The organism is Leucobacter sp. USHLN153, from assembly GCF_037145615.1.
Lineage (GTDB): Bacteria > Actinomycetota > Actinomycetes > Actinomycetales > Microbacteriaceae > Leucobacter.
Window position 1 is genome coordinate 261,502 of record NZ_JBBCXE010000003.1, and the last position, 24,142, is coordinate 285,643.

Here is a 24,142-nt window from a genome sequence, read left to right on the forward strand (position 1 = left end):
TAAGAGGTTCCTGTTCAGGTTCAATCGATGGCGCTTCGTCCGCGTCATCTTGAGGAGTTGGCTGCTCACCTTCCGGCTTTACTTCCTCCGTGTCGTGCTGTAATTGTGTGACTTTGCCTGTGGACGAGGGTTCCTCATCGGTCGCCGACGCCGCCGTGCTCACGGACAACGCTGCCGGCACGGCTAATGCAGCCGCCAATAACATCGCTAGTGGAATACTCAGAGCACGCTTCGACCAGACACGATTGGTCAACGCCATTACTCCCCCTCACACAATCAACAGACTCGTCCGCGCCCTGCGGACAGATGTAAATAAGCGTCAATTGAGTGACGAGTAGCGCAGCATGAGCGATCCACCCTTACGCAGGACGGTCTTTAGAGTTGAGTGCAGAATTCCTAGGCTTACGTAGGTTGCTTCCCGCGTTTGATGACGTGTCTATGTGATAGAGGCCGGATGCTCTGTCGCTCGCGCTATGCGGCGCGTTTCGTGAGGCGCCGTGCGACCACGAGGAGCACGACCACGACTCCTCCACCGAGGACGAGAAGACGCATCAGGCCGTCCGTACCCGTGAACGGGAGGTGCGGGGTGACGGCGAGCGAGCCATGCCAGTACAGCCTGCCGCTGTCCTCGTAGAACTTGTTCTCCGGGACCGTCCCCGCAGTGTCGGTCCAGACGAGTTGGGCGTCATCGGTGACCTTCGACAGGTCGTCCGTCATGACCAGGTTCGCACCCTTAGTGTCAGGTCGTAGTGTGGTTCCGCGGTTCGTGCGCGGGTCTGTGCAATGGGGCCGGCGTGGAGACGCACCATCGGCATGCTGACATAGCAACGGGCGGGGCAGGCTCATTGCCTGCCCCGCCCGTGATCCGCCGCCGCTTCTCCCTGGGCCGCCTACGCCCAAGCAACCTCGGGCTTCGGAGAACGTACCTCCGGGTCAGAGAACACATGGACCAGCTTCACGCCCTCGGTCGCGAGGGCCCGCTGCACCACCTCGCGCGCCTGCTCCGGCTGCTCGATCGTAAATCCGGTCGCACCGAACGACTCGGCAAACTGGGCGAAATCGGGGTTCTGCAACCGCGTGCCGCTCACGCGGCCCGGGTACTCGCGCTCCTGATGCACGCGAATGGTGCCGTAGATACCGTTGTCGAACACGAAGAACGTGACATTCGTGCCCTCTGCGACCGCCGTAGCGATCTCCTGCCCGTTCATCAAGAAGCAACCGTCGCCCGCGAACGTGAGCACCTGGCGCTCCGGGCTCACCAGAGCCGCCGCGACACCCGAGGGCACGCTCAACCCCATCGCACCATTCTTCGGCGCGACGAGCGAGGGGTAGACGTGCGACGTCAGGTAGCGCTGCGGCCACACCGCGTAGTTGCCGGCGCCGTACGTGACGATTGCGTCGGGCTCGCGCAACTCCGCGATCGCCTGCATCACCACGCCGAGGTCGGCGCGCTCCGCACCGTCGGCAGTGGGAGTCGAGAAAGCTTCGAAAGCGCGGCGGGCGCGGCCGAGGCGTTCGGCGCGGGCAGCCGAATCGTGTGCGGCCTCGGCCCCTCGGGTGGCGAGGCGTTCGCTCAGCGCGACGACGAAATTCGCAGGGCTCAGCGTGAACGAGCGATCGACGCGCCCGTAGTGGCCCTGGTGCTCGGCATCGGTCGAGGAGATGATCGTCGTCGCGTCGTTGCCGATCGTGTAGCCCTCGCTCAGCACGTCGGTGCGACCGCACCCGAGGAAAAGGAGAAGATCTGACTCGCCGACAAACGCCGCCAGGCCGGGATCGCGCCCGTAACCGAGCATGCCGACGTACGCCTCGCTCGCGTTGTCCACGAGGTCGGCCGCGCGGAAGTCCGCTGCAATCGGCACCTGAAGCTGCTCGCCGATGCGCGCCACGGCGGCGGCGGCCTCGGCCGACCAGACCTCGCCGCCGATGATGATGGTCGGCGCGTTCGCCGCCTGCAGCTGGTCGATGACCTCGTCGAGATCAGACTCGAGCGGCATCACCCGCTGCGAGGCGACCGGCACCTCAGTCGACGCCTCGACTCGGTGACGCAGAATGTCCTCCGGCACACCGATGACGACCGGGCCGGGCTTGCCCGACTCCGCGACGGCGAACGCGTGAGCGACGACGCGAGCCGCCTCCCGGGGGTTGTCGAGCGTGACGACCCACTTCGCGGTCGAGCCGAACCAGCCCTCGAGCGAGAAATCTTGGAACGCCTCCCGGCCGCGCTCGCGGCTGTCGATGAGGCCGACGAACAGCACCAGCGGAGTGCCGTCTTGCCACGCGTTATGCAGTGCGATCATCGCGTTCGCCGCGCCGGGGCCGCGCGTCACCATCGCGACACCAGCACGGCCGGTGAGTCGCGCCTCCGACATCGCCATCATCCCCGCGCCGCCCTCCTGGCGGCACACGACCGTGCGGATCTTCGAGTCGTAGAGCCCGTCGAGCACGTCGAGGTAGCTCTCGCCGGGCACGCAGTACACGCGCTCGACGCCCTGCTCCTCGAGCTGACGCACCATGAGGTGGCCGGCGCTGATGTCGGAGAAGCTTTCCATATTCCTTTTGCTCTTTCTATCAAACGTGCCGGGCCGCTGGAGGGCGACCCGGCACGTGTGCTTCACGTTATGCGGTGTGCGGTTAGACCGACTTCGCGAGCTCGAGCTCGCGCTCCTCGGCGTCCTCAGCCGCGCGGCGACGGCGCACGATCGACGAGCCGGCGCCGATCGCACCGACGGTCGTCGCGAGCGCGACCGCGATGAGCAGCAGCGCCACGCCCCAGCTCTTCATGTCAGCGCCGATGAGCAGCGTCTGCGAAAGCACGGGGAGGAATCCCCCGACCAGGCCGAACACGTTGTACGAGACAGCCATCGCGCTGTAGCGGTACTTCGCGGGGAACAGCCCCGACATCATCGCGCCGATCGGACCGTAAGGAATCGTCAGCGACGCCATGCCCATGATGATGCCCAGCGTCATCAGACCGACATTGCCGGAGTCGATGAGCGCGAAGATCGGGAAGGCGAGAATCATCGTGATGATGCCGCCGGCAGCGACGATCTTCCACGCGCCGAAGCGGTCGGCGAGGCGGCCGCCGATGAGGCAGACGATGAACTGAGCGAGCGCGCCCCACAGGGTCGCGTTCAGCATTTCCTGGCGCTCGTAGCCGATCTGATCGACGCCGTAGCCGACGCCGAAGGTCGTGATCATGAAGAAGCCGGAGCCACCGAGCAGCGCTGCCATGCCACCGAGGATCATGCGGCCACCGGTGTGACGGATCGCGCTGGCGACGGGAACCTTGACGATCTCCTCGTTCGCCTGGAGCTTCTTGAACTCCGGGGACTCCTCAACCCGCGAGCGCAGGTACAGGCCGATGCCGAGGAACGGGAAGGCGAGGAGGAACGGAATGCGCCAGCCCCACGAGAAGAACAGGTCGTCGGGCATCAGCGAGACGATCGAGAGCACACCGGTCGAGAGCAGCGTCGCGGCGGGCGAACCCATCTGCGGAATCGCCGACATGAAGCCCTGCTTCGCCTTCGGGGTGTGCTCGAGCACCAGCGTCATCGCGCCGCTCCACTCGCCGCCGGCCGAAACGCCCTGGCAGAGGCGGAGCAGCACGAGGCACAGCGGGGCGAGGATGCCCGCGGTCGCGTAGCCCGGCAGGAGGCCGATGATGCCGGTCGCGATACCCATGAGAAAGATGGAGCCCACGGTCGCGGTGCGGCGGCCGAGACGGTCACCGATCTGGCCGAAGATGAGGGCGCCGAGCGGGCGGGCGACGAAGCCTGCAGCGAAGGTCAGGAGCGACAGGAGCGTCGCGACAGCCGGATCTCCCTCCGCGAAGAACAGCTTGCCGAAGACCAACGCCGACGCGGTGCCGTAGACGAAGTAGTCGTACCATTCCATTGCCGTGCCGGCGAAGGCCGAGGCGACGACCTTTCCGACGCCGCTGCTCGCCTTCGAGGGCTCAGTGCTCGTCGATGTCATTGACATCCTCCTTGATAGATCAATGCGGTCGCCGGGCTGTCTCCCCGGCTGATTGTCGCTAGCAAGGTTACGAATTGGCGAACACGATGCCTGCGTACATGATGCCCAAGATCATTCGATGCGCTATCCACCCTGTATAGCTGGGACACGTTGGAGTTTCTCACCGAGACGACTATACAGACTGTCACCCCATTTGCCGCGCGCAGATTCCTAGGGTGGTGAGCATCACGATCGGCTGGGCGGATGCGCCCGCCCCCGAGGTCTTTCGAAGGAGAAGCCCCTTGCTGCAGCGAACACCCGAGCCCAAGCAGGCGCCCCAGGCGACCGCCACGGCTCCCGACACCCGCACGCACCCCTACCTCCCGCACACCGCGGGTGCCGCCACCGAAGACATGCTGCGACACATCGGCGCGGACAGCCTCGAGTCACTCTTCGTCGACGTGCCCGCAGCGCTGCGCCAGCCCCAGCCCTTCGGCCTCCCAGCCGCTCTCCGCAGCGAAGCCGACCTCGCCCGCTACGTGCGCCGCCGCCTGAACCGCAACACCCCGGCCACGCGCGCCCTCAACTTCTGCGGCGCCGGCGTCTACCAGCACGACGTACCGGCCGTGTGCGTCGAGGTCGCGGGCCGCGCCGAATTCGTCAGCGCCTACGCCGGCGAGCCATACGAAGATCACGGCAAGCACCAAGCGCTCTTCGAATACCAGTGCGTCATGGCCGAACTGCTCGAGATGGATGTCGTCAGCATCCCGACCTACGACGGCTACCAGGCGGCAGGCACAGCGCTGCGCATGGCCGGGCGGATCACGGGGCGCCGACGGGCCCTGACAGTCGGGTCCCTTCTCGACGACAAGCGAAGCCGCATCACCGAGTACGTTGCCCCCACGATCAACGAGATCGCGCAGTCCACCGCGGATATCGCGGCCGTGCGCGACGCGCTGGATGAGACAACCGCCGCGGTGCTCCTCGAGATCCCCGACGCCGAGGGGCTCGTCGACGCCGATATCCGCGCGATCGCCGACGCGGCCCACGCCGTCGGCGCCATCTTCGTGGTCTCCGTCGACCCGATCGCGCTCGGGCTGCTCGCAGCACCCGCCACACTCGGCGCCGACATCGTGTGCGGCGACCTGCAGTCGCTCGGCAACGGCATGCACTTCGGGGGCGCACACGCCGGGTTCCTCGCCGTGCACGACGACCCCCGCTTCGTCTACGAACTGCCGACTCGCCTCTTCGGCGCGGCTCCCACCCAGGTCGAGGGCGAACTCGGCTTCACCGACCTCGCATACGAGCGCACCTCGCTCGCCGCACGTGAGAACGGCGTCGAGTGGATCGGCACGGCCTCCTCCCTCTCAGCGATCGTGGCCAGCGTCTTCCTGTCGCTGCACGGGCCGCACGGCATGCGGGAGCTCGGGGACGCGATCCTCGACCGCACCAGCTACGCCATCGAAGCCATTTCCGAACGCACCGAATTGCAGGTCCGCGACGCAGAGCGGCCGCACTTCCGCGAATTCGTCATCGAGCTCCCCGAGACCGCCCCCACGGCGAGCGTCTTGCTCGAACGGCTCGTCGCCCACGACGTCTTCGGCGGAGTCGCCCTCTCCGATCGGGAAGTGCTCGTTTCGGTCACCGAGGTGCACACCCGCGACGACATCGACCACTACATCAACGCACTCGCCCAGGAGGTGGCGGCATGATCTCCTTCCCGACGCGAGCCACGCAACCGTTCAACTATCACGGTGCGAAGTGGAACGAACCCCTCATCACCGACATCGGCGCACCCGGCGAGCGCGGTTTGCTGCCACCCGCCTCGGACACCGACATGCGCGAAAGCGGCTCACGCGCCCGAGCCGGGATCCCCTCCGTTCGCCAGGACGCCGCGCGCCTCCCCGAAGTCGGACAGGCCCAGGTGCTGCGGCACATGCTGCGCCTCTCGCAGGAGACGCTCGGCTCGCACCTCAACGTCGACATCGGGCAGGGCACCTGCACCATCAAGTACAACCCGATGATCAACGACGACCTCGCACTCTCCGACGAGGTCGCCCAGCTGCACCCGCTGCAGCCCGAAAGCACCGTGCAGGGCATGCTGCAGATCTTCGCCGAGATGGAGGAGTTCCTCTGCAAGGTCTCCGGCCTCTCCGCCTGCAGCCTGCAGCCCGGCAGCGGTTCGGCGGCGATCTACACCAACATCCGCATGGTGCAGGCCTACCACCGCTCGCGCGGCGAAGAGCACCGCAACATCGTCATCACGACGAGCTTCTCGCACCCCTCGAACGCCGCGACCGCGCGCTCGGCCGGTTACGAGGTCGTCACGATCGAGTCGACTGAAGACGGGTACCCGTCGGTCGAGTCGCTGCGCGAGGTACTCACCGAGAATGTCGCGGCTCTCATGATCACGAACCCCGAAGACATCGGCGTGTACAACCCGCACATCAAGGAGTTCGTCGACCTCGTGCACGAGCACGGCGGCCTCGCGATCTACGATCAGGCCAACGCGAACGCGCTGCTCGGGATCACCCGCGCGGCCGACGCCGGCTTCGACGCGTGTCAGTTCAACCTGCACAAGACCTTCGGTGCCCCCCACTTCTCGGGCGGACCCGCCTCCGGCGCCTGCCTCGTCGCCGAGAAGCTCGAGCCCTTCCTCCCCGCACCCGTCGTCGTGAAGCGCGACGGTGTCTACGCGCTCGACCACGACCGACCGCTCTCCATCGGCAAAGTGCGCCCCTTCTACGGCGTCACCGGCCAGATCGTTCGGGCGTACGCCTGGATCCTCGCGCTCGGCGACGAAGGACTCGAGCAGGTGACCCAGGGCGCCGTGCTCAACAACAACTACCTGCTGCACGAGCTGCTGCAGATCGAGGGCATCGAGGCGCCGCTCGCGCCGAACGGCCACCGTCTCGAGCAGGTGCGCTTCAGCCTCAAGCAGCTCGCCGACCGCACCGGGGTCCGCTCCGCGGAGCTCGCCGTGCGCATGGCCGACTTCGGGTTCCACTACTGGACCAGCCACCACCCGTACGTGGTGCCCGAGCCCGCGACCTTCGAAACGACCGAGTCGTACTCTCGCTCCGAGCTCGACCAGTTCATCGCGTCGCTCAAGGCCGTGGTCGCCGAAGCCGAAGCCGATCCCGAGCTCGTGCAAAGCGCCCCGCACCGGGTCGCCGTCTCACGCATCGATGACAGCGCCGTGAACACGCCCGAGACGTGGATCCCGTCCATGCGCTCCTACCGCTCGAAGTACCTGGGCGAAGCAGCCGCGGAAGTGCCGCGCTGGGAGCCGTTCGAGGGCCTGCCCGAGCCGCGGCGCAACGCGCCGGCCGCGCACCGCTAAGCGCGCTACCACCCGAACCGCGGGCGGCCAAACCCAGGCCCCCGCGGTTCTCCGGATCTACCATGGAGCAGTGAACTTGGACCTCCTCATTTCCAACGCCCGCATCATCACGATGGATCCCCGGCGCCCACGCGCTGAGCGAATCGGCATCTGGAACGGGCTCGTCGTCGGTCTCGACGAAGAACTCGCGGGCCTGCGGTTCACGCGCACCATCGACGCGGGCGGCAAGACGCTGCTGCCCGGGTTCCACGACTCCCACAACCACATGTCGACCTTCGGGCGCAGCCTCATCAACATCGACGCGGCCGGGCTCACCTCGCTCGACGAGCTCTACGCCGCGATCCGTGAGCGGCACGAATGCGTGCCCGAGGGCGAGTGGATCGTCGCCGACGCCTACAACCAGCACCGCCTCGGCGGGCACCCCACGCGGCAAGCGCTCGACGCGGTCGCGCCCGGGCGATCCGTCATCGTCAACCACAACACCACCCACCTGCTCGTCGCAAGCACTCCCGTGTTCGAGCGCGTTGGCGCGCTCTCGGCCGACTGGCCCGTGCCGTCGGGCGGCTTCATCGAGCGCGACGAGCACGGGGAAGCGACCGGGCTCGTCGGCGAACAGGCGATGGGCCCGTTCCGCGACCTGACGCGGCCGCACTCCGTGGAGGCCCTCGCCGCCGCGATTGGCCGGGCCAGCGACTTCTATCTGGCCGAGGGCATCACCTCCGTGGTCGAGGCCGGCATCGGCAACTCCCCCGTCGTGGGGTCGAGCCCCATCGAGCTCGCGCCCTATCAGCTCGCCTCCGAAGACGGACGCCTCGGCGTGCGGGCGCAGCTCATGGTCTCAATGGAGAACCTCCACGAGGTGACCGCCTCGCCAGAGGACGGCATCGACCTGGGTGTCGACCTCGGTCTCCGCACCGGGCTCGGTGACGACAAGCTCAGCATCGGCGCCCTCAAAATGTTTACCGACGGCGCCATCGGGAGCCGCACCGCAGCACTCACCGCGCCCTTCTGCGACCACGACACCACCGGCGTCATGCAGTTCGGTGAGGAAGAGCTGCAGCGCCTCGCACGCTCCGCCGCGCGCGCCGGATGGCAGCTCGCGGTACACGCAATCGGCGACCACGCAGTGGACGTCGCACTCAACATGATCGCGGGCGCGCGCGAGGCCGCCCCCGCCAACACCAAGCGGCACCGTATCGAACACGCCTCGATCGTGCGCGACGACCAGCTCCCCCGCATGGCGGAACTCGGCGTCATCGCCTCGACGCAGCCGCAGTTCGTGAGCTCCCTCGGCGACGCCGTGCTCGCAGGGGTAGGCGACCGCGAGGACTGGACGTACCGGCACCGCTCCATCATGGACGCCGGGGTGCGCCTTGCCTGCGGCAGTGACCGCCCAGTCGTCTCAGGAAACCCACTCACCGCGATCCGCGATATGGTCGTGCGCCGCACATCGAGCGGGCGCGCCTTCAGCACGGACGAGCGCGTCGACGTGCACACCGCGCTCGCCGGGTACACGCGCGAATCAGCCTTCGCGGCGCACCGAGAGGACCGACTCGGACAACTCAGCGCCGGGTATCACGCTGACTTCGTGCTGCTCGACGGAGATCCGCTCACCTCCGCGCCCGACGCGATTCCGAGCATCCCCATCGCGGCGACCGCCGTCGGCGGAGAATTCCTCTACGACCCCAGCGGGATCGGCGGGCGCTGACGCCCCGCCCCGCAGTAAGCCGACCAGCGCCCCACCGAAAGGACCATCATGAGCACCAGATCCGAGTTCACCGTCATCGGCGGGGGCACCATGGGGCGCGGCATCGCGGTCGCAGCCCTCATCAAGACTGCCGCCGCGGTCACCGTCGTCGAGACGGACGCTGAGCGCGCCGAGGCGCTCATCGGAGACATCGCCGACGACGTGCGCTCGCGCGAGGGCGGCGACGTATCGTCGCGCCTGCGGGTCGTCAGCAGCGTTGAAGAAGCGCCCGAATCAGACCTCATCGTCGAGGCCATCCCCGAGATCCCCGACCTCAAGAAGCGGGTACTCGCCGCGGCGGAGCAGCGCCTCAACGCCAGCGGGATCCTCGCCTCGAACACCAGCTCGCTCAGCGTCACCTCGCTCGCCGAAGCACTGACGCAACCCGAGCGGTTCCTCGGCATGCACTTCTTCCAGCCAGTACCCGACACCGTGCTCACCGAACTGATCCTGCACGAAGGCGTCGCCGATGAGACCGTCGACGCTGCGCAGCGTTGGACCCAGCAACTCGGTCGCACCCCCATCTCGGCCACCGACACCGCCGGCTTCGCCACGACACGGCTCGGCCTCGCCATCGGCCTCGAGGCCATGCGCATGGTCGAAGAAGGCGTCGCGACCCCCGAAGACATCGACCTCGGCATGAACCTCGGGTACCAGCACGCCGTCGGGCCGCTGCACATGACTGACATGGTCGGGCTCGACGTGCGCCTCGCTATCGCCGAGCACATGGAGCAGGAGCTCGGACCGCGCTTCGCCCCGCCGCAGATCCTGCGCGACATGGTGAAGGCTGGGAAGCTCGGGCGGAAGAGTGGGGAAGGGTTCTTTATCTGGGAGTGAGTGGTGGTTCAGCTATACATTTAGTCGTATGGAGAATCGTGGAAAGTACTCGTCGTACATGCGGGAGCGTGGGCGATGATTCGGCTGCATGATGTGTTTCGCATCTCAGCGCTCGGCCTGACCCCGGTCCACGCGCCACGCGGCCCCTCACCCGAGATTCGCTGGGCGCACGTCACCGAACTCATCGACCCGTCGCCCTGGTTGCTCGGCAACGAACTGCTGCTCACGACCGGCATCTCTCTCGTCGACGTGCCCGACCCCGCCAACGCCTGGGACGGGTACTGCCGGCGCCTCCGCGACGCGGGCGTCGCCGCGATCGGGCTGAGCACCGGGCCCAGCCTTCCCCACCGCACCATTCCCGAAGAGCTCATCGCGGCCGCCCAGAGGCATGAGATCGCGCTCGTACACGTCCCGCACGACACGCTCATGCAGCAGGTCGTGCAGGAGGTCTCAAACGCGCTGCATCAGGCGCAGAATAACGACCTGATGCGCTCACTCTCACTGCAGCGGCAGCTCAGCGAAGCGGCATCAAGCCCGGACGGCGCACAACGCATCATCGACGTACTCGGTCAGGTGCTGCGCTACCAGGTAGTCGTACTCGACGACCGGCTGCGCACCATCGCCCGGAGCGACAGCACCGCCGAAGCGCGCATCGAGCCGATCCGAGGCCAGCTCAAGAGCCGCCTGCGCGACGGGCTGCGCTGGTCGATCTCAGAGGGCGGTGAGCACGAGACGCTCGTCGTGCTCCCACTCGGCACCGCGGGTCGGCTCTCGGGGATCCTGACCGTCGTCTCCCCCGGCGCCATCACCGTGCACGGTCGCGCCACCCTCGGCCTCGTCGCATCTCTTCTCGGTATCTTGCTCGAGCGCCGCTACGCTTCGCAGGAGCACCGCCGCATGCGCGAGACACAGCTCCTCGAGAGGCTGCTCGACGACCCCACCACACTGCCCGAGGCGGTCGAGTACTTCGCCGACGCAGGCGTCGACATCGCGCACTCGCACGTGCTCTGCACCTCCGAACCACCGGATCAGGCGACGCTCGACGGATTTATCATCGAGGCCCTCGAGTTGTGCGAAGAGGTGGTGGTGGCCGGCAGCGGAAGCGACCGAATCTTCATGCTGCTCGGTACGCCGCCGCGCGTGATCGACGCGCTGACGCCCCTCATCGTGGCCGGAGGGCTCGGCCCCGCGGGCCTCAGCGAACGACGTCCGCTCGCTAACGCTCAAGAGAGCGTGGCGCAGGCCCGCTTCGTGCGCTCTGTCGCCGCGTCGCGCGACGTCCCCGTGCTCGAACGGATCGACACCGGCGGATACCGAGCCCTCATGATGCTCGGCACCGCGGAAGTGCGCCATCAGTTTGCCGACGCCGTGCTCAGCCCGATCGACGCCGCGGACGCGGCGAACGGCACGGAGCTCTTCGCAACCGTGCGCGCGTACGTCTCGGCCCTCGGCAACCACGCGGCCACGGCGGAAGCGCTCGGTGTGCATCGCCACACCGTGCGCTCCCGCCTCGCGCGCATCACCCAGCTCACCGGGCGCGACCTCACGCTGCCCGAGAATTTTCTGGAGCTGTGGATGGCCATCGAATTTCGAACGAGCAGCAGAGAGGACGTGCATTAGGAGGCGGTGCGGCCAGCGTTGTGCCGCGTCGCATCGGTGACAGTGGTGCCGCGTCGCTTCAGTGTCGGAGGTGCCCGCGGTGTCGGTCCACACGAGGCGGCAGTCAATGTCGGTGGTGCCGCGTAGGCTGAACTCGTGACCTCGCAGCAACCTCTCCCCTCGCGCATCCGCTACGTCGCCATCGGTGACAGCTTTACTGAGGGTGTCGGCGACGAGCAGGCTGACGGCTCGGTGCGAGGGTGGGCCGACCTCGTGGCGCAGGGGCTCGCGGACGCGACGGGCGCTGCCATTGACTACGCGAACCTGGCGATTCGCGGACGGTTGCTCGGCCCGATCCTCGCCGAACAGCTCGAGCCCGCGCTGGCGCTCGGGCCGACGCTCGTGACCTTCAACGGGGGCGGCAACGACATGCTGCGCCCGCGCACCGACATCGCGTGGATCGCGCGCGAGACCGAGCGGGCGATGCTGCGGATACGCGAGTCGGGGGCCGAGCCCGTGCTGCTCGCCGGGGCCAACCCGACCGCGGGGTTGCCGGGTGGCGCGCGGGTGCGCCTGAAGGGCGACGAGCTGGTGCGGGCAGCTCGTGGCATCGCCGAGCGCGTGGGCGTTCGCTTCGTCGACAACTGGAGCGACCCGGACCTCGCGGGGCGGCAGTACTGGTCGGCGGATCGCCTGCACCTCGCGCCCGTCGGTCACCGCCGGGTGGCGGCGAACGTGCTGCGCGCACTCGGGTACGGGCCGCCGGAGGATTGGGTGCTCGAGGCTCCAGCGATCCCTCGCCCGAGCCGGTTGGATCAACTGCGCTACACGCGCGAACACGTGGTGCCGTGGGTGCAGCGACGGTTGACCGGGCGCTCGAGCGGCGACGGGCGCGCGCCCAAGTTCGCGGGCTGGGTGCGTGTTGAGCCGCGGGGCACCGCGTGGGCGGCTGACGGGGAAGACTCGGATCGGTCGGGCTCGGGGCAGGGGCCAGCACGCTCTGAAGGGCGCGCCGAATGACGCGTGCCCGCGCGGCAGCCGAACGCGGTCTTCCGTTCGGCCTCGCGCTCGCCGGACTGCTCCTCACGAGCGCGAACCTGCGCGCGTCGCTCACATCGGTCGGCCCGATCCTCGACCTGCTGCGCAGCGAGCTCGGCCTCACATCGGTCGCATCGTCGATGCTCATCAGCCTGCCGCTCCTCGCGTTCGCCGGTGTCTCGCCGATCGTGCCGGCGGTCGCCGCACGCGTCGGGCTCGAGCGGCTCCTCGGCGGGAGCCTCGTGTTTCTCGCCGTCGGTATCGCGGTGCGCTCCATCGGCGGTGTCTGGCTGTGGGTCGGCACCATCGTGCTCGGCGTCGCGATCGCCGCGATCAATGTCGCGCTGCCCGGGCTCGTGAAGCGCGACTTTCCGCTGCGGATCGGGCAGATCACCGGCGCCTACACGGTCGTGCAATCATCGGTCGCAGCGATTGCCGCGGGGGTGTCAGTGCCACTCGCCGGGTCGCCGCTCGGATGGCGGCTGTCGCTGGGCATATGGGCGGGCTTCGCCCTCGTCGCGCTGGCGGTACTCATGCCGCGGATCCTGCGCGCCGGTTCGCCCCGAGATACACCCGCAAGCGCACCGATCACGCTGCCGGGCGGTCGCTCGTCGCGCGACCGCTTCTCGCCGTGGCGGTCCCCGCTCGCATGGCAGATCACCGCGTTCATGGGGATGCAGTCGGTCGCGTACTACGTGATCATTCTGTGGCTGCCGTCCATCGAGGTGGCGTCCGGCATTACGCCTGAAGCGGCCGGCGTACACCTCTTCCTCATGAACGCCATCTCGATCGCGGGCAGCCTTTTGAGCACCGCGCTCATTCCGCGGCTGCGCGACCAGCGAGTGCTCGGGGCAATGTCAGGATCCCTCTTCGTAGTCACCGCGATCGGCCTCGCGTTCGCACCCGAATGGAGCGCGCTCTGGGCCTCCCTCAGCGGGGTGTCAGGCGGCATGACGATCGTGCTCGCGCTCTCGCTCTTCGGGCTCCGCACCCACCACCACCGGCACGCCGCCGCGGTCTCAGGCATGGCGCAGTCGATCGGGTACCTGTCGTCTGCTGTGGGCACACCGGTCATCGGCCTGCTGCACGACGTGACCGGCTCGTGGGCGCCCGCGCTCTGGACCATCGGCGTCATCGGCGTCTTGCTCATGGGGCTCGGCATCCTCGTCGGCCGCAATCGATACGTGGAGTAGCGGGCGGCCGCCTCTCACCGTAAGGGCGCTAGGAGGGGTGCGGGGCGGAGGCGGCGCGGCCGCGGGCCCGCGGGCGTAGGAGGGGGCGCGCGAGCGTGCTTAGCAGGAAGATCGCCGTGAGTACGAGGCCGACCGATCCACCGGCGGCGACCGAGAACTCGCGGGAGATCCAGAGGCCCACCGCGCCTCCCGCGACGCCGAGCACCGCGGCGAGCGGGGGGATCCACTCGACCCGATCAACCAGCGCCCGCGCCGCCGCCGCCGGCGCGATCAGCACCGCCACCCCGAGGATCGCGCCAACCGCGGGCATTGCGACAACGACCGAGGCGGCGATCACGCCCGTCACTACGAGCTCGACCGGCCAGGTGCGGAAGCCCGCCGCGGCGAAGCCCACCGGGTCGAAGGTGTGGAAGAGCACTCGTCGCCCGAAGACGAGCGCGAGGGCGAGGGACGCGAGCAGCACCGCGGCGGTCGCCGTGACGTCAGTAGCGGTCACTCCGAGCGGCGACCCCACGAGGAGCGCCTCGACCGGCACTCCGAGGCCCGGGTTGAGCGCGGCGAGGAGAGTGCCGAGTGCGAATCCAAAGGAGAGCACCACCCCGCTCGTCACCTGCCGCCCCTGCCCCGGCACGCGCGAGAGCAGGGTCATCAGGAGCACCAGCACCGCGGCGAAGAGCGCCTGGCCGATCAGCAGGTTCCATCCGAGAATCGCGAAGACGACCCCTCCCGGGAACGTCGCGTGGCTCAGCGCCACCGCGAAGAACGAACGCCGACGCAGCACGATGAGCGTGCCCGCGACGCCGGAGAGGAGGCCGAGCAGGGCAAGCTCGAGGGACGCGAGTGCGAAGTAGGTCATCGGGCGCCCCGCGATCCGCCGCCATCGGACGGAGCACTCGAACCGTCAGCGTCGCCCGGGTGCGGCGCTGCCTCTGGGGCGCACGCGGCGGGGGCTGCGGTTGGCGAGCTCGCGCCGCTGTTGCCAACGGTGGTGCCAGCGCCTGCGCGGCGCCGGGCAAGTGCACCCGCGGCGAGGCGAGCGAGCGCCGCGACGAGGTAGGCACCCACGAGCAGCAGCACGACCACCGCGCCGGGCGACACGGTCGCGCCGCCCGCGACCGACCACTCGAAGGACAACCACAGCCCGGCGATCCCCGTCGCGAGCGGCAGCAGGATCGCGATCGGGATCAAGAGCGGGAAGCGGCGCGTGACGAGTCGGGACGCTGCCATCGGCACGGTGAGCAGTGCGATCACCATGAGCACGCCGAGCGCCTGCACGCCCGCCACCACGAGGAGTGCCACCGCGACGCCGAGCGCGAGATCGGCACCCAGCAGCCGGAAGCCGGCCGCCTCCGCCCCCGCGGAATCGAACGCGCGGAACAGCTGCGCCCGCCAGGTGAGCGCCACGATTGCGAGCGCGACGACCGCGACGACGACGATCTGCCAGAGCTGCGTCTGCGTCACCGTCAACAGCCGCCCGAAGAGCAGCTCCTGCAGTTGCGACACGTACCCCTCCTGCCGCGACACGAGCACGACGCCGAGGCTGAACAGCCCGGTCAGCACGACGGCGATCGCCGCGTCGGCACCCACTCCCCCGCGGTGCTCGATGAGCGTGAAGAGCAGGGCCGCGAGGATCGCCGCGACGACGGCACCCGGGAGCAGGCCGGCGGATCCGCCGATCATCGCGCCCACCACGAGCCCGGGGAACACCGAGTGCACCAGCCCATCGCTCACGAACTCGAGCTCGCGGAAGCTGATGAACAGGCCGATGACACCGGCGGCGAGCGCGAGCACGCCGACCGTCAGCAGCGCGCGCCACATGAACGGGAGCGTGAAGATTTCGAGGAGGCCGGGCTGGGCAAGATGGCCGATGGGCGAGAGTTGCGAGTGGGCAAGCTGCGCGAGCTGCGCCGACCCCGCCCCCGCCACATCTGCGAGCGACACCGCCAGCACTGCGAACGACGTCACTCCGTCTCCCGCGTCGTCGTCACCGTGTGGCTGTCGAGCTCGACCGTCGTGTCCTGGAACGCGTGCTGCACCGCGTCGAGCGTGAGCGCGTCGGCGACCGAACCGAACGCGGCCGGGTGGCCGGGCTGGTGCGGATGGTGCCCGCTCGCCAGCAGCAGCACGTGCGTGCAGGCCTCCTGAGCGATTTCGAGGTCGTGCGTCGACACGATGATCGTGCGGCCCTCGACCTGCAGATCGCGCACAAGTTGCAGCAGCACATCACGGTTCTCGCGATCGAGACCGTTGAACGGCTCATCGAGCAGCAGGAGTTCGGGATCCGACACGAGCGCACGCGCGAGTATGCCGCGCTGTTGCTGGCCGCCCGACAGCTCGCCGAAGCGGCGCGCTGCGTACGCCCCGAGCCCGACGCGCTCGAGGGCCGCGGTGACCGCGAGGCGACCCTGTCGTCCGATCGGGCGGATCGGCCCGCGGGAGCGGTAGAGGCCCATCGTCACGACCTGGCGGAGACTCAAGGGCAGGGAGGCATCGCGGGCATCCGCCTGCGGGAGGGAGCCGATGCGGCGCCGGGCGCGATCCGGAGCCTCACCGAGCACCCGCACCGTGCCCGCCGTCAGCTCAGCGAGCCCCAGCACGCCGCGCAGCAGCGTCGACTTGCCCGAACCGTTCGGTCCGATGAGCGCCACCGCGGAGCCTTCGGGCACCTCGAGCGTCAGCCGCTCGACCTGCGCCGTGCCGTCGTACCCGAACGCCGCATCGCCGAGCTCAAGCGCGATGCCGCGCCCCCGAGAGGACGCGGCATCGGAGCGAGCGGGGTCGATGGTCATCACTGCAGAATATCGGGCGCTGCGTCGACGCGCGCGCCCCAGGCGTCGAGGATCACCTTCGTGTTATGCACCGTGGCGCCGATGTAGGTGGCGCCGTCGCTGTCGGGGGCGCCCAGGGAATCGGCATAGAGGGTCTCGGCGTCCACGACCGTGACACCCGCCTCCTTCGCGATCGTCTCCGCGAGCTTCGGGCTCATCGACGACTCCACGAAGACGGCCTGCACATTGTGCTCCTTGATCGACGCGACCAGGGCGTCGATGTCGGCGGCGCTCGGCTCGGCGTTGTCTTCGAAGCTCGGCAGGATCGAGCCGGCGAACGCGATGTCGTAGTCGTGGAGGAAGTAGCGGAGCGAGTCGTGGCCGCTCACGAGCACGCGCTGCTCCTCGGGCACGCGGGCGAACTGGGTCTTGACCCAGTCGTCGAGCTGCTCCAGCTTGCCCACGTATGCGTCGGCGCGCAGCTCGAAGTCGTTCGCGCTGGCCGGATCCGCTGCGGCGAAGCCCTCTGCAATCTCTTCGACCATCCCCTCGGCGTTGTTCGGGGAGGTCCAGATGTGCGGGTTGAGGTCGCCGTGGTCGTGGTCGTGTTCCTCTTCGTGGTCGGCCTCGTCGGCTTCGTCGCCGTGGTCGTGGTCGTGGTCGTGGTCGGCTTCGTCGGCGTGGTCGGCCTCGTCGGCGTGATCGTGATCGTGCCCGGCCTCGCTCGCCCCCTCGGCCGTGATGTGCTTCGCCTCGTCGAGATCGATGCCGTCGGCGGCCGTGATGACCGTGCCGGAGAAGCCGGAGGCGTCGATCGCGTCGTCGATGAAGCCTTCGAGGCCGGCGCCGTTGACCACCAGCACGTCGGCCTCGCCAAGCGCGAGCAGGTCGGCGGGGCTGGGGTCGAAGTGGTGGGCCGAGGAGTTCGGAGCGAGCAGCCCGGTGAGCTCGATGTCGTCGCCGCCGACCTCGTCTGCGAAGTCGGTGAGCTGCGTGGTCGTCGCAACAACTTGGAGTTTGTCGCCGGCTTCGTCGGCCTCGGCGGCGCTTCCGCTGCACGCGGTGAGCGCGAGAAGCGAGGCGAGTGCGGCGGACGCCAACAGGACGGGAGGAACGGAATGAACGGTTCGATGGTTCGTGCGGTTGCGGTTCATGTGACACTTTCTAAATGAGAACGAGTATCACTATACGTGTTGTTGAGAATCATTCGCAACAATCGGGCAGCAACAGGGCTATGCGTGCGCCCAACCACCATCGACCAGGAGCGTTTGCCCCGTCACGAACGCCGCGGCGTCCGAGGTGAGGAACGCCAGCGCGCCCACGAGATCCGCCGGCGACTCCGTCCTCTTGATGGCCTGGCGATCCGCCGCCATCTCGAACTGACCCTGCGCGTCTTGCGGCCCGCCGCTCGTTCCCGGAGTGCGGGTGAGGCTCGGCGCGATCGCGTTCACCGTGACGCCGTCGACCCCGACCTCTCCCGCGAGCGAGCGCACAAACCCCTGCACCGCACCCTTGCTCGCAACGTAGTGCGACGCGCCGGGCATACCGAGGTGGAAGGTGTTCGACGACATCGCAACAATGCGCCCCCAACCGCGTTCACGCATATCAGGGAGCAGCGCTTGAGCGAGATGGAACAGCGCATCGACGTTCACCGACATGATGCGGCGCCACTGGGCGAAGTTCATGTGCTCGAAGGGCACGAACTCCTGGATCGCAGCGTTCGAGACGAGGATGTCGGCCCCGCCCCAGGCTCTTGCGGCCGCGAGAATCCTCGGCATCGCCCCGGGGTCACTGACATCGGCGCGGATCGCGACGGCGTTCGTGCCCTCCACGCGCTCCAAGCGCTCGATGCGCTGGACGGTCTCATCGCAGTCCGCGAGGTCGACCGCCACGACGCGCGCCCCGCGCTCGGCGAGAGCGACGGCGAACGCCTGGCCGATTCCCTGCGCAGCCCCAGTCACCACAGCGGTCTTTCCCTCGTGGGTCTGAGTCACTGGGTTCACTGCCGCGGCGCCACTCACGCCGTTTCGGGAGCCACGCATACGGTCCTCGCTCACTCGACCGCGTCCGGAAGCACCTCGGACGCGATGCTCGCCGCGTGCCCCTGCAGTGCCTCGACTACCTGGGGTACCCGGTCGAGAGGCATTCGGCTCGTAGGGGCGGAAAGGGAGACCGCGAAGTTTCCCAGCGTGCTCGGGATCGGAATGACGACCGCAATGGAAGCCAGGTCGGTCTCGAACTCGCCGAAACTCGTCGCGTACCCCTGCTGCCTGACCAGCTTCAAGAGCCCCAGCATTTCGGCGCGCGACCCGATCGCGTCGGGGTGCAGCGCCTCGAAGTGTTCCGGCACATGACGCTCCACGAACTCGGCCGTCTGGCCCGCGAGCAATGCCCGCCCGCTCGCCGTGCTCCAGAGCGACATCTCGATGCCGACGCGCGAGCCCACGCGCACCGGCTGCCGGGACTCGAGCGAATCCACGACCAGCGCCGTGCCCCCGTCGAGGACGGTCAGGTGCGGCGTCTCCTCGAACTGATCGCGCAGCGCCTCGAGATGAGGCCGAGCCACCCCACGAATGTCGAGGTCCCGCACCGCGGCAAGGCCCACGCGCAGTGTCTGCGCACCCACGCCGTAGACCTTCGATAGCGGATCCTGCCGCACGTAGCCGTGGTGCTCGAGCATGGCGAGAAGCCGGTGGGCAGTCGAGCGCGCCACCCCGAGCTCCTCGGCGACCGCAGAGACCGTCAGCGCCTTACCGTTCGCGAAGATCGTCAGGAGACGCAGGGTCCGGTCGACCGATTCGATCGGATATGTGGGGGCTGTGGTCGTCACGTACTCACCATAAGTTACTGTTCGCACCTTGTCCGCTAGCGCGCGGCCGGCAGGCCGTTCAGGAATTCGAGTACCTCGTCGAGCGGCACGACGTCGGCGTACTTCTGCTCGAGGTCGAAGAGCGCCTGCGTGTGCGCTTGCGGCGATCGATCACCGACGGCCTCGGTCACCACGATCGGGCGGAAGCCGTTCTGCACGGCGTCGACCGCGCTCGCCCGGACGCAACCGCTCGTCGTGCAGCCGAGGATGATCACGGTGTCGATACCTTTGCTCACGAGGCGCGCGACGAGGTCGGTGCCGAAGAATGCGGAGGCGTACTTCTTCACGAGCAGCTGTTCGCCCGGGAGGGCCCCGATCCGCTCATCGACCTCGACCGCGTGCGTGCCCGCTCGGAGCGTCGTCGCGCCCGCCTGCTTCAGCCCCCAGACCCCCGCATCGGCAAGGCCGTCATCGTCGTACGCGACCGTCGTGTGGATTACCGGGGCGCCGATCTCCCGCGCTGCGTCAAGCACCCGGCGTGCGGCCGTGATCTCATCGGTGAGATCGGACCCGAGGGGCATCGCGGCGTCGGTGAAACCGTTGATGAAGTCGACGGATAGGACGGCTGGGCGCTCGCCGAATCCGATTTTCAGCCCGAAGCCGCGATTGCGGAAGAACTCTTCACCGTCGCGCTCATCCATGCGTATCTCTCAATTCTCTTGACCGCATTCCAGTTCTTTAGAACAGAATCTGATTCTGAAGAGTAGCTCGTGCCGCAACGGGCGTCAATCACCTCCGCCGCGGTCGTGGCACGCCGCCGCGCTTGACCGCTGCTGAGAGCCGGGTCAGTTTCGTTGTGAGGTAACGGAACGATATCCATCAGTGGGGGCCCTACCGCATACTTGACGCGCAGTTCGTTGCGCCGTAGCATCCTTCACATCAGAACGTGATTCTGATGGTCAGAACATTACTTCGGTGCCGCAGTTGTGCTGACACCGCGCGACCCAGTAAAGGAGCTGCAATGTCGCGATTCACCCCCATGCTTCGGACGGGCGCCGCAGTCGGCGCCATCGCACTGCTCGCCTCCCTCGCCGCGTGCTCAAGCGACTCGGAAGGCACCGATGACGCGCCCCAGGGCGGCGACGAGCAGGTCACCGCCCTCCAGTACGACGGACCAGAAGCCGAGTTCCCCGCGGCGTTCGATGAGCCAGAGCAGCAAGACGGCTTCGAGTTCACCGTCGGCTGGCTGTCGCCGATGACCGCGAACAACTTCGTCAATGCGATCGCGAAAGCCGGCGAAGCGCGCACGGAAGCGCTCGGCGGAAAATTCATCTTGAAAGACGCGAACAACGACGTCAACACGCAGGTCGACCAGTGCAACGAACTCATCGCGCAGAATGTCGACGCGATGGCGGTTTACGCAGTTGACCCGTCGTCGCTCGGGCCGTGCCTCGACGAGGCCGCAAGCAAGGGCATCGAGATCATCGGGCAGGATACGCCTCCGTTCGCAGGAGAGGATCTGTTCCCGCACTTCCTCTCCAACGTGAGCCAGGGGCCCGATCGTTCAGCTTTCGAAGTTGCTACGCTCGCCGCCCAGCAGGTCGAGCCGGGGGCATCATTCGCCACGATCGGCGTTGCGATCCCCGTGCCGCTCCTCAAGTACTACACCGAGCGACTCGGTTACTGGGCCGAGAAGTACGGACTGGAGTTCCTCGGCAACGTCGACGCGGCATCCGACACCTCCCAGGACTCCGCGACCGCGATGAACGACATTCTGACCCGCTGGCCGGACGTAAGCGCCGTGCTGACCTACAACGGCCCCGCAGCGCTCGCAGCATCAACTACCGCGCGGGCGTCGGGTGCCACCGACGTCAAGGTATTCGGCGCCTACACGGAGAAAGCGGTCACCGAGAAGATCGCCGCGGGCGAGATCGCGGGCACGAGCTGGGTCGATACCGAGGGCATCGGCACGCAGATGATCAACGGCCTCTACAACGCGATGACCGATCAGAACATGCCGCTCCCGGAGCAGCTCGTCGTCGTGCCGAAGGGCATCACCGCTGACAACGTCGACAGCATCACCCCGATTCAGTAAACCGCGCGAATGCACGGGCCATGCCGTTCACGCGGCATGGCCCGGATTGGTGGAACCCCGTGACTCAGATGCCTCCCGCACCTCCGCTCCTCGAGCTCACCGGCATCGCGAAGCGCTACGGCGGTGTACGCGCGCTGAAGCGCGGCACCCTCGTGATCAGCGCTCCAGGAGTCGTACACGGTCTCATCGGCGAGAACGGCTCAGGCAAGTCGACGATCCTCGGGATCATGTCGGGTCAGGTGCGACCCGACGAGGGATCCATACGCCTGAACGGCGAGGCGATGCAGTTCGTGAAGCCGCTCGACGCGATCGGCCACGGCATTGCGATGGTGTCGCAGGAGACCGCGCTCGCGCCCGACCTCTCGGTCGCTGAGAACATCCTTCTCGGCCATCGCGCCGAGCGCGGCCCCGGCGGCATCGACTGGCCCGCCACGCGTCGAAAGGCCGCGGAAGTGCTCGCGCGGCTCGATCTCGACATCGACCCCGAGCAACTCGCCGGCACGCTCTCGCCGGACCGCCAGCAGATGATCGAGATCGCTCGCGCGATCAGCATGGACGCTCGCATCCTGATCCTCGACGAGCCGACCAGCTCTCTGACCGACGATCAGGTGCGGGTGCTCTTCAAGACCATCGCTGTGCTCAAGGCGCAGGGTGTTTCGGTGGTCTTCGTATCGCACCGCCTCGCCGAGATGTTCGAGATCGTCGACGAACTGACTGTGCTCCGCGACGGTGAGACCGCGGCTTCGGGCCCCATGTCGGAGTTCGACGTGCAGCGCATCGTGGACGAGATGGTCGGACGGGCGGGCGCCTGGGAGGAGGTCGGCGTTCCCGAGCGCCGTGCCCGCGTTTCGCACAACGCGGCGCCTGTGCTCGAAGTCTCGGAGTTAAACGTCGAGGGCATCGTGCGCGACGCGAGCCTCACCGTTGCGCCCGGAGAGATCGTCGGCGTCGCGGGGCTCGTCGGCTCAGGTCGACGCGAACTCCTCGAGGCGCTGTTCGGCGCGCGAAGCGTCTCGAGCGGGGAGCTCGCGCTCCAGGGCAAGCCCTACACGCCGTCGAATCCTCGGAGCGCCATTGCTCGAGGCATGGGATATTTGCCGCCAGACCGCAAACTGCGGGGGCTCGTACTCGGCCGGTCGATCCGCGACAACCTCACCATGTCGGTCACGGCGTTTCTTCCGCGCCTCCGCTCGCATTCTCGAGCTCAGACGGAAGACGTCGTGCAGCGCGTGATGAGCGGGATGCGGGTGCGCGCCGAGTCTCCCGAGGTCGCTGTCGGCACGCTGAGCGGTGGCAACCAGCAGAAAGTCGCACTCGGCAAATGGTTGGCCGCAGGGTCCACGGTTCTGCTGCTCGACGAGCCCACTCGAGGCGTGGATGTCGCTGCGAAGGCCGAGATCCACAGCCTCCTGAGAGAGGCCGCCGAAAGCAACGCGGCGCTGCTGGTGAGCTCGTCGGAGAACGAAGAGCTCATCGCGCTGTGCGACCGGATTCTCGTCATGTTCAGAGGGGCGATCATCGCCTCGGTTCCGTCGGCCGATGCGAGCGAAGCGCTCCTCAGCCGCTACACAGGAGGGCACCTTTCCGAATGAGCAACGTACTCGGACATGCTTGGGCTTCCACGCGGCGCTTCCGGCCCGCGCTGGCGCTCGTGATCGCGCTGTTCATCGTTTTCGCGGCGACGCAGAGCACCTTCCTCGGGCCACGAAACCTGCAGAATCTACTGACCGCGGTTGCCGTGCTGTGGATCGTGAGCATGGGCATGACGTTCGTCACGATCGTCGGGGGTATCGATCTTTCAGCCGGCGCGACCGTCGCGTTCATCGGGATCTTCATCGGGAAGATGGTGAACTACACGCCGATCCCCTCGTGGGTCGTCATCATTCTGGCGATACTCATCGGCATCGCCGTCGGCTGCTTCATCAACGGCGCGCTCATCGGCAAGCTCGGAATGTCGTTCTTCGTCGTCACGCTCGCAACGATGACCGCACTCACCGGCACGGTGAACCTGTGGTCGAACAACACCACCGAGGTGATCACCGACCGCGCGATTTCGTGGATCGGCGTCGAACGCGTATTCGGCATGCCGACCCCGATCTGGATCATGATCGTCATCTTCCTGCTCGCCCTGTTCGTGCAGAACCGCACCTACTTCGGCCGCGATCTCTACGCGGTCGGCGGCTCAATCGCTGCGGCAAAGCTCTCCGGCATCCGCGTCGAGCGCACCGTGATGGCCGCGTACGCCATCGTCGGCGGTTGCGCGGGGCTCGCGAGCGTCATTGCTGTGGGGCGGATCGGCGCAGCGTCGCCCCAGGTGGAAGTCGATCTCCCGCTGCAGGCAGCCGCAGCAGTGCTGCTCGGAGGCACAGCGCTCGCTGGCGGATCGGGCGGGGTCGGCGGGACAGCCGTCGGCGTGCTCTTCATCGGACTCCTGCAGAACGGACTCAGCATCTCCGGCGTGCAGAGCTACTGGCAGCAGGTGGTCACCGGCGTGATTCTCGTCGCCGCCGTACTCGGGGAGCGGGTGACCGGGGGTCGAGTGCGCAAGGGCCGCCTGTTCGGCGAGCTCGCGAAGCAGCGGAAGGCCGGCCTGTAGCGGAAGCGGGAGCGGGCTCGAGCTCGGGAGCCAGGCGAGATCGGTCAGTTGTTGTGGTTAAGTCGCGGGATAGCCACAACAACTGACCGGCCCAGAGATGGCGCGGGGGCGCGAGGGCCGCCGTGGGGGCGGACTTGCACGGCGGCTCGCGCTGATCCGC

The 24,142-nt window shown here is 67.9% G+C and carries 20 protein-coding genes; 10 read left to right on the forward strand and 10 right to left on the reverse strand.

What is annotated here, in order from left to right; genetic code table 11:
• Window positions 1-471: 471 nt before the first annotated feature.
• From WFH00_RS06970 to WFH00_RS06980, 3 genes are all read right to left on the reverse strand, one after another.
• Window positions 472-717 (reverse strand): hypothetical protein, encoded by a 246-nt coding sequence (locus tag WFH00_RS06970; RefSeq protein ID WP_336659991.1) that lies wholly within the window; start codon window positions 715-717, stop codon window positions 472-474.
• 173 nt (window positions 718-890) lie between these two features.
• Complete coding sequence (locus WFH00_RS06975) at window positions 891-2,552, reverse strand: thiamine pyrophosphate-dependent enzyme (protein WP_336659992.1); 1,662 nt, start codon at window positions 2,550-2,552, stop codon at window positions 891-893.
• Window positions 2,553-2,634: 82 nt separating this feature from the next.
• Complete coding sequence (locus tag WFH00_RS06980; RefSeq protein WP_336659993.1) at window positions 2,635-3,978, reverse strand: MFS transporter; 1,344 nt, start codon at window positions 3,976-3,978, stop codon at window positions 2,635-2,637.
• Window positions 3,979-4,259: 281 nt separating this feature from the next.
• Between WFH00_RS06980 and gcvPA the strand changes: the two genes are divergently transcribed.
• From gcvPA to WFH00_RS07015, 7 genes are all read left to right on the forward strand, one after another.
• A complete protein-coding gene (gcvPA, locus tag WFH00_RS06985; protein WP_336659994.1) occupies window positions 4,260-5,669 on the forward strand; it encodes an aminomethyl-transferring glycine dehydrogenase subunit GcvPA in 1,410 nt (469 codons plus the stop codon).
• Entirely contained in the window at window positions 5,666-7,300 is a 1,635-nt protein-coding gene (gene gcvPB / locus WFH00_RS06990) for an aminomethyl-transferring glycine dehydrogenase subunit GcvPB (protein WP_336659995.1), read from the forward strand. The genes gcvPA and gcvPB overlap by 4 nt, the downstream gene beginning before the upstream one ends.
• Before the next feature lie 70 nt (window positions 7,301-7,370).
• The gene (locus WFH00_RS06995) at window positions 7,371-9,008 is read left to right on the forward strand and encodes an amidohydrolase (RefSeq protein ID WP_336659996.1); all 1,638 of its coding nucleotides are present in this window, start codon (window positions 7,371-7,373) and stop codon (window positions 9,006-9,008) included.
• A gap of 48 nt (window positions 9,009-9,056) precedes the next feature.
• A complete protein-coding gene (locus tag WFH00_RS07000; protein ID WP_336659997.1) occupies window positions 9,057-9,884 on the forward strand; it encodes a 3-hydroxyacyl-CoA dehydrogenase family protein in 828 nt (275 codons plus the stop codon).
• Window positions 9,885-9,977: 93 nt separating this feature from the next.
• The gene (locus WFH00_RS07005) at window positions 9,978-11,504 is read left to right on the forward strand and encodes a PucR family transcriptional regulator (protein ID WP_336659998.1); all 1,527 of its coding nucleotides are present in this window, start codon (window positions 9,978-9,980) and stop codon (window positions 11,502-11,504) included.
• Window positions 11,505-11,639: 135 nt separating this feature from the next.
• Window positions 11,640-12,503 (forward strand): SGNH/GDSL hydrolase family protein, encoded by an 864-nt coding sequence (locus tag WFH00_RS07010; RefSeq protein WP_336660000.1) that lies wholly within the window; start codon window positions 11,640-11,642, stop codon window positions 12,501-12,503.
• Window positions 12,500-13,714 (forward strand): MFS transporter, encoded by a 1,215-nt coding sequence (locus WFH00_RS07015; protein ID WP_336660002.1) that lies wholly within the window; start codon window positions 12,500-12,502, stop codon window positions 13,712-13,714. Before WFH00_RS07010 ends, WFH00_RS07015 begins: the two co-directional genes overlap by 4 nt.
• 28 nt (window positions 13,715-13,742) lie before the next feature.
• On the opposite strand, the gene WFH00_RS07020 is transcribed toward WFH00_RS07015, so the two are convergent.
• The 7 genes from WFH00_RS07020 to WFH00_RS07050 form a co-directional block, all read right to left on the reverse strand.
• The gene (locus WFH00_RS07020) at window positions 13,743-14,570 is read right to left on the reverse strand and encodes a metal ABC transporter permease (RefSeq protein ID WP_336660003.1); all 828 of its coding nucleotides are present in this window, start codon (window positions 14,568-14,570) and stop codon (window positions 13,743-13,745) included.
• Entirely contained in the window at window positions 14,567-15,679 is a 1,113-nt protein-coding gene (locus tag WFH00_RS07025) for a metal ABC transporter permease (protein WP_336660004.1), read from the reverse strand. The genes WFH00_RS07020 and WFH00_RS07025 overlap by 4 nt, the downstream gene beginning before the upstream one ends.
• A complete protein-coding gene (locus WFH00_RS07030; protein WP_336660005.1) occupies window positions 15,676-16,503 on the reverse strand; it encodes a metal ABC transporter ATP-binding protein in 828 nt (275 codons plus the stop codon). Before WFH00_RS07030 ends, WFH00_RS07025 begins: the two co-directional genes overlap by 4 nt.
• Window positions 16,503-17,636, reverse strand: coding sequence for a metal ABC transporter substrate-binding protein (locus WFH00_RS07035; protein WP_336660006.1), 1,134 nt, complete (start codon window positions 17,634-17,636; stop codon window positions 16,503-16,505). Before WFH00_RS07035 ends, WFH00_RS07030 begins: the two co-directional genes overlap by 1 nt.
• A gap of 78 nt (window positions 17,637-17,714) precedes the next feature.
• Window positions 17,715-18,476, reverse strand: coding sequence for an SDR family NAD(P)-dependent oxidoreductase (locus tag WFH00_RS07040; protein WP_336660007.1), 762 nt, complete (start codon window positions 18,474-18,476; stop codon window positions 17,715-17,717).
• Window positions 18,477-18,535: 59 nt separating this feature from the next.
• On the reverse strand, window positions 18,536-19,312 hold the full coding sequence (locus WFH00_RS07045) for an IclR family transcriptional regulator (protein ID WP_336660009.1): 777 nt from the start codon (window positions 19,310-19,312) through the stop codon (window positions 18,536-18,538).
• Window positions 19,313-19,347: 35 nt separating this feature from the next.
• Window positions 19,348-19,992 carry an isochorismatase family protein gene (locus WFH00_RS07050; RefSeq protein ID WP_336660010.1) on the reverse strand — a complete coding sequence of 215 codons (645 nt, stop codon included), beginning with the start codon at window positions 19,990-19,992 and terminating at the stop codon, window positions 19,348-19,350.
• Window positions 19,993-20,312: 320 nt separating this feature from the next.
• Here WFH00_RS07050 and WFH00_RS07055 point away from each other — a divergent pair, with 320 nt between their 5' ends.
• From WFH00_RS07055 to WFH00_RS07065, 3 genes are all read left to right on the forward strand, one after another.
• On the forward strand, window positions 20,313-21,386 hold the full coding sequence (locus tag WFH00_RS07055; protein WP_336660011.1) for a sugar ABC transporter substrate-binding protein: 1,074 nt from the start codon (window positions 20,313-20,315) through the stop codon (window positions 21,384-21,386).
• A 68-nt stretch (window positions 21,387-21,454) separates the two neighbouring features.
• Window positions 21,455-22,978 carry a sugar ABC transporter ATP-binding protein gene (locus WFH00_RS07060; RefSeq protein WP_336660232.1) on the forward strand — a complete coding sequence of 508 codons (1,524 nt, stop codon included), beginning with the start codon at window positions 21,455-21,457 and terminating at the stop codon, window positions 22,976-22,978.
• Window positions 22,975-23,982 carry an ABC transporter permease gene (locus WFH00_RS07065; protein WP_336660012.1) on the forward strand — a complete coding sequence of 336 codons (1,008 nt, stop codon included), beginning with the start codon at window positions 22,975-22,977 and terminating at the stop codon, window positions 23,980-23,982. The genes WFH00_RS07060 and WFH00_RS07065 overlap by 4 nt, the downstream gene beginning before the upstream one ends.
• Window positions 23,983-24,142 lie beyond the last annotated feature (160 nt).

Coding starts and splice junctions, on each gene's coding strand:
- gcvPB (WP_336659995.1), top strand. CDS start 5,666: ATGATCTCCTTCCCGACGCGAGCCACGCAACCGTTCAACTATCACGGT.
- WFH00_RS07015 (WP_336660002.1), top strand. CDS start 12,500: ATGACGCGTGCCCGCGCGGCAGCCGAACGCGGTCTTCCGTTCGGCCTC.
- WFH00_RS07060 (WP_336660232.1), top strand. CDS start 21,455: ATGCCTCCCGCACCTCCGCTCCTCGAGCTCACCGGCATCGCGAAGCGC.
- WFH00_RS07000 (WP_336659997.1), top strand. CDS start 9,057: ATGAGCACCAGATCCGAGTTCACCGTCATCGGCGGGGGCACCATGGGG.
- WFH00_RS06970 (WP_336659991.1), bottom strand. CDS start 717: ATGACGGACGACCTGTCGAAGGTCACCGATGACGCCCAACTCGTCTGG.
- WFH00_RS07020 (WP_336660003.1), bottom strand. CDS start 14,570: ATGACCTACTTCGCACTCGCGTCCCTCGAGCTTGCCCTGCTCGGCCTC.
- WFH00_RS07055 (WP_336660011.1), top strand. CDS start 20,313: ATGTCGCGATTCACCCCCATGCTTCGGACGGGCGCCGCAGTCGGCGCC.
- WFH00_RS07035 (WP_336660006.1), bottom strand. CDS start 17,636: ATGAACCGCAACCGCACGAACCATCGAACCGTTCATTCCGTTCCTCCC.
- WFH00_RS06975 (WP_336659992.1), bottom strand. CDS start 2,552: ATGGAAAGCTTCTCCGACATCAGCGCCGGCCACCTCATGGTGCGTCAG.
- WFH00_RS07050 (WP_336660010.1), bottom strand. CDS start 19,992: ATGGATGAGCGCGACGGTGAAGAGTTCTTCCGCAATCGCGGCTTCGGG.
- WFH00_RS06980 (WP_336659993.1), bottom strand. CDS start 3,978: ATGACATCGACGAGCACTGAGCCCTCGAAGGCGAGCAGCGGCGTCGGA.
- WFH00_RS07030 (WP_336660005.1), bottom strand. CDS start 16,503: ATGACCATCGACCCCGCTCGCTCCGATGCCGCGTCCTCTCGGGGGCGC.
- WFH00_RS07065 (WP_336660012.1), top strand. CDS start 22,975: ATGAGCAACGTACTCGGACATGCTTGGGCTTCCACGCGGCGCTTCCGG.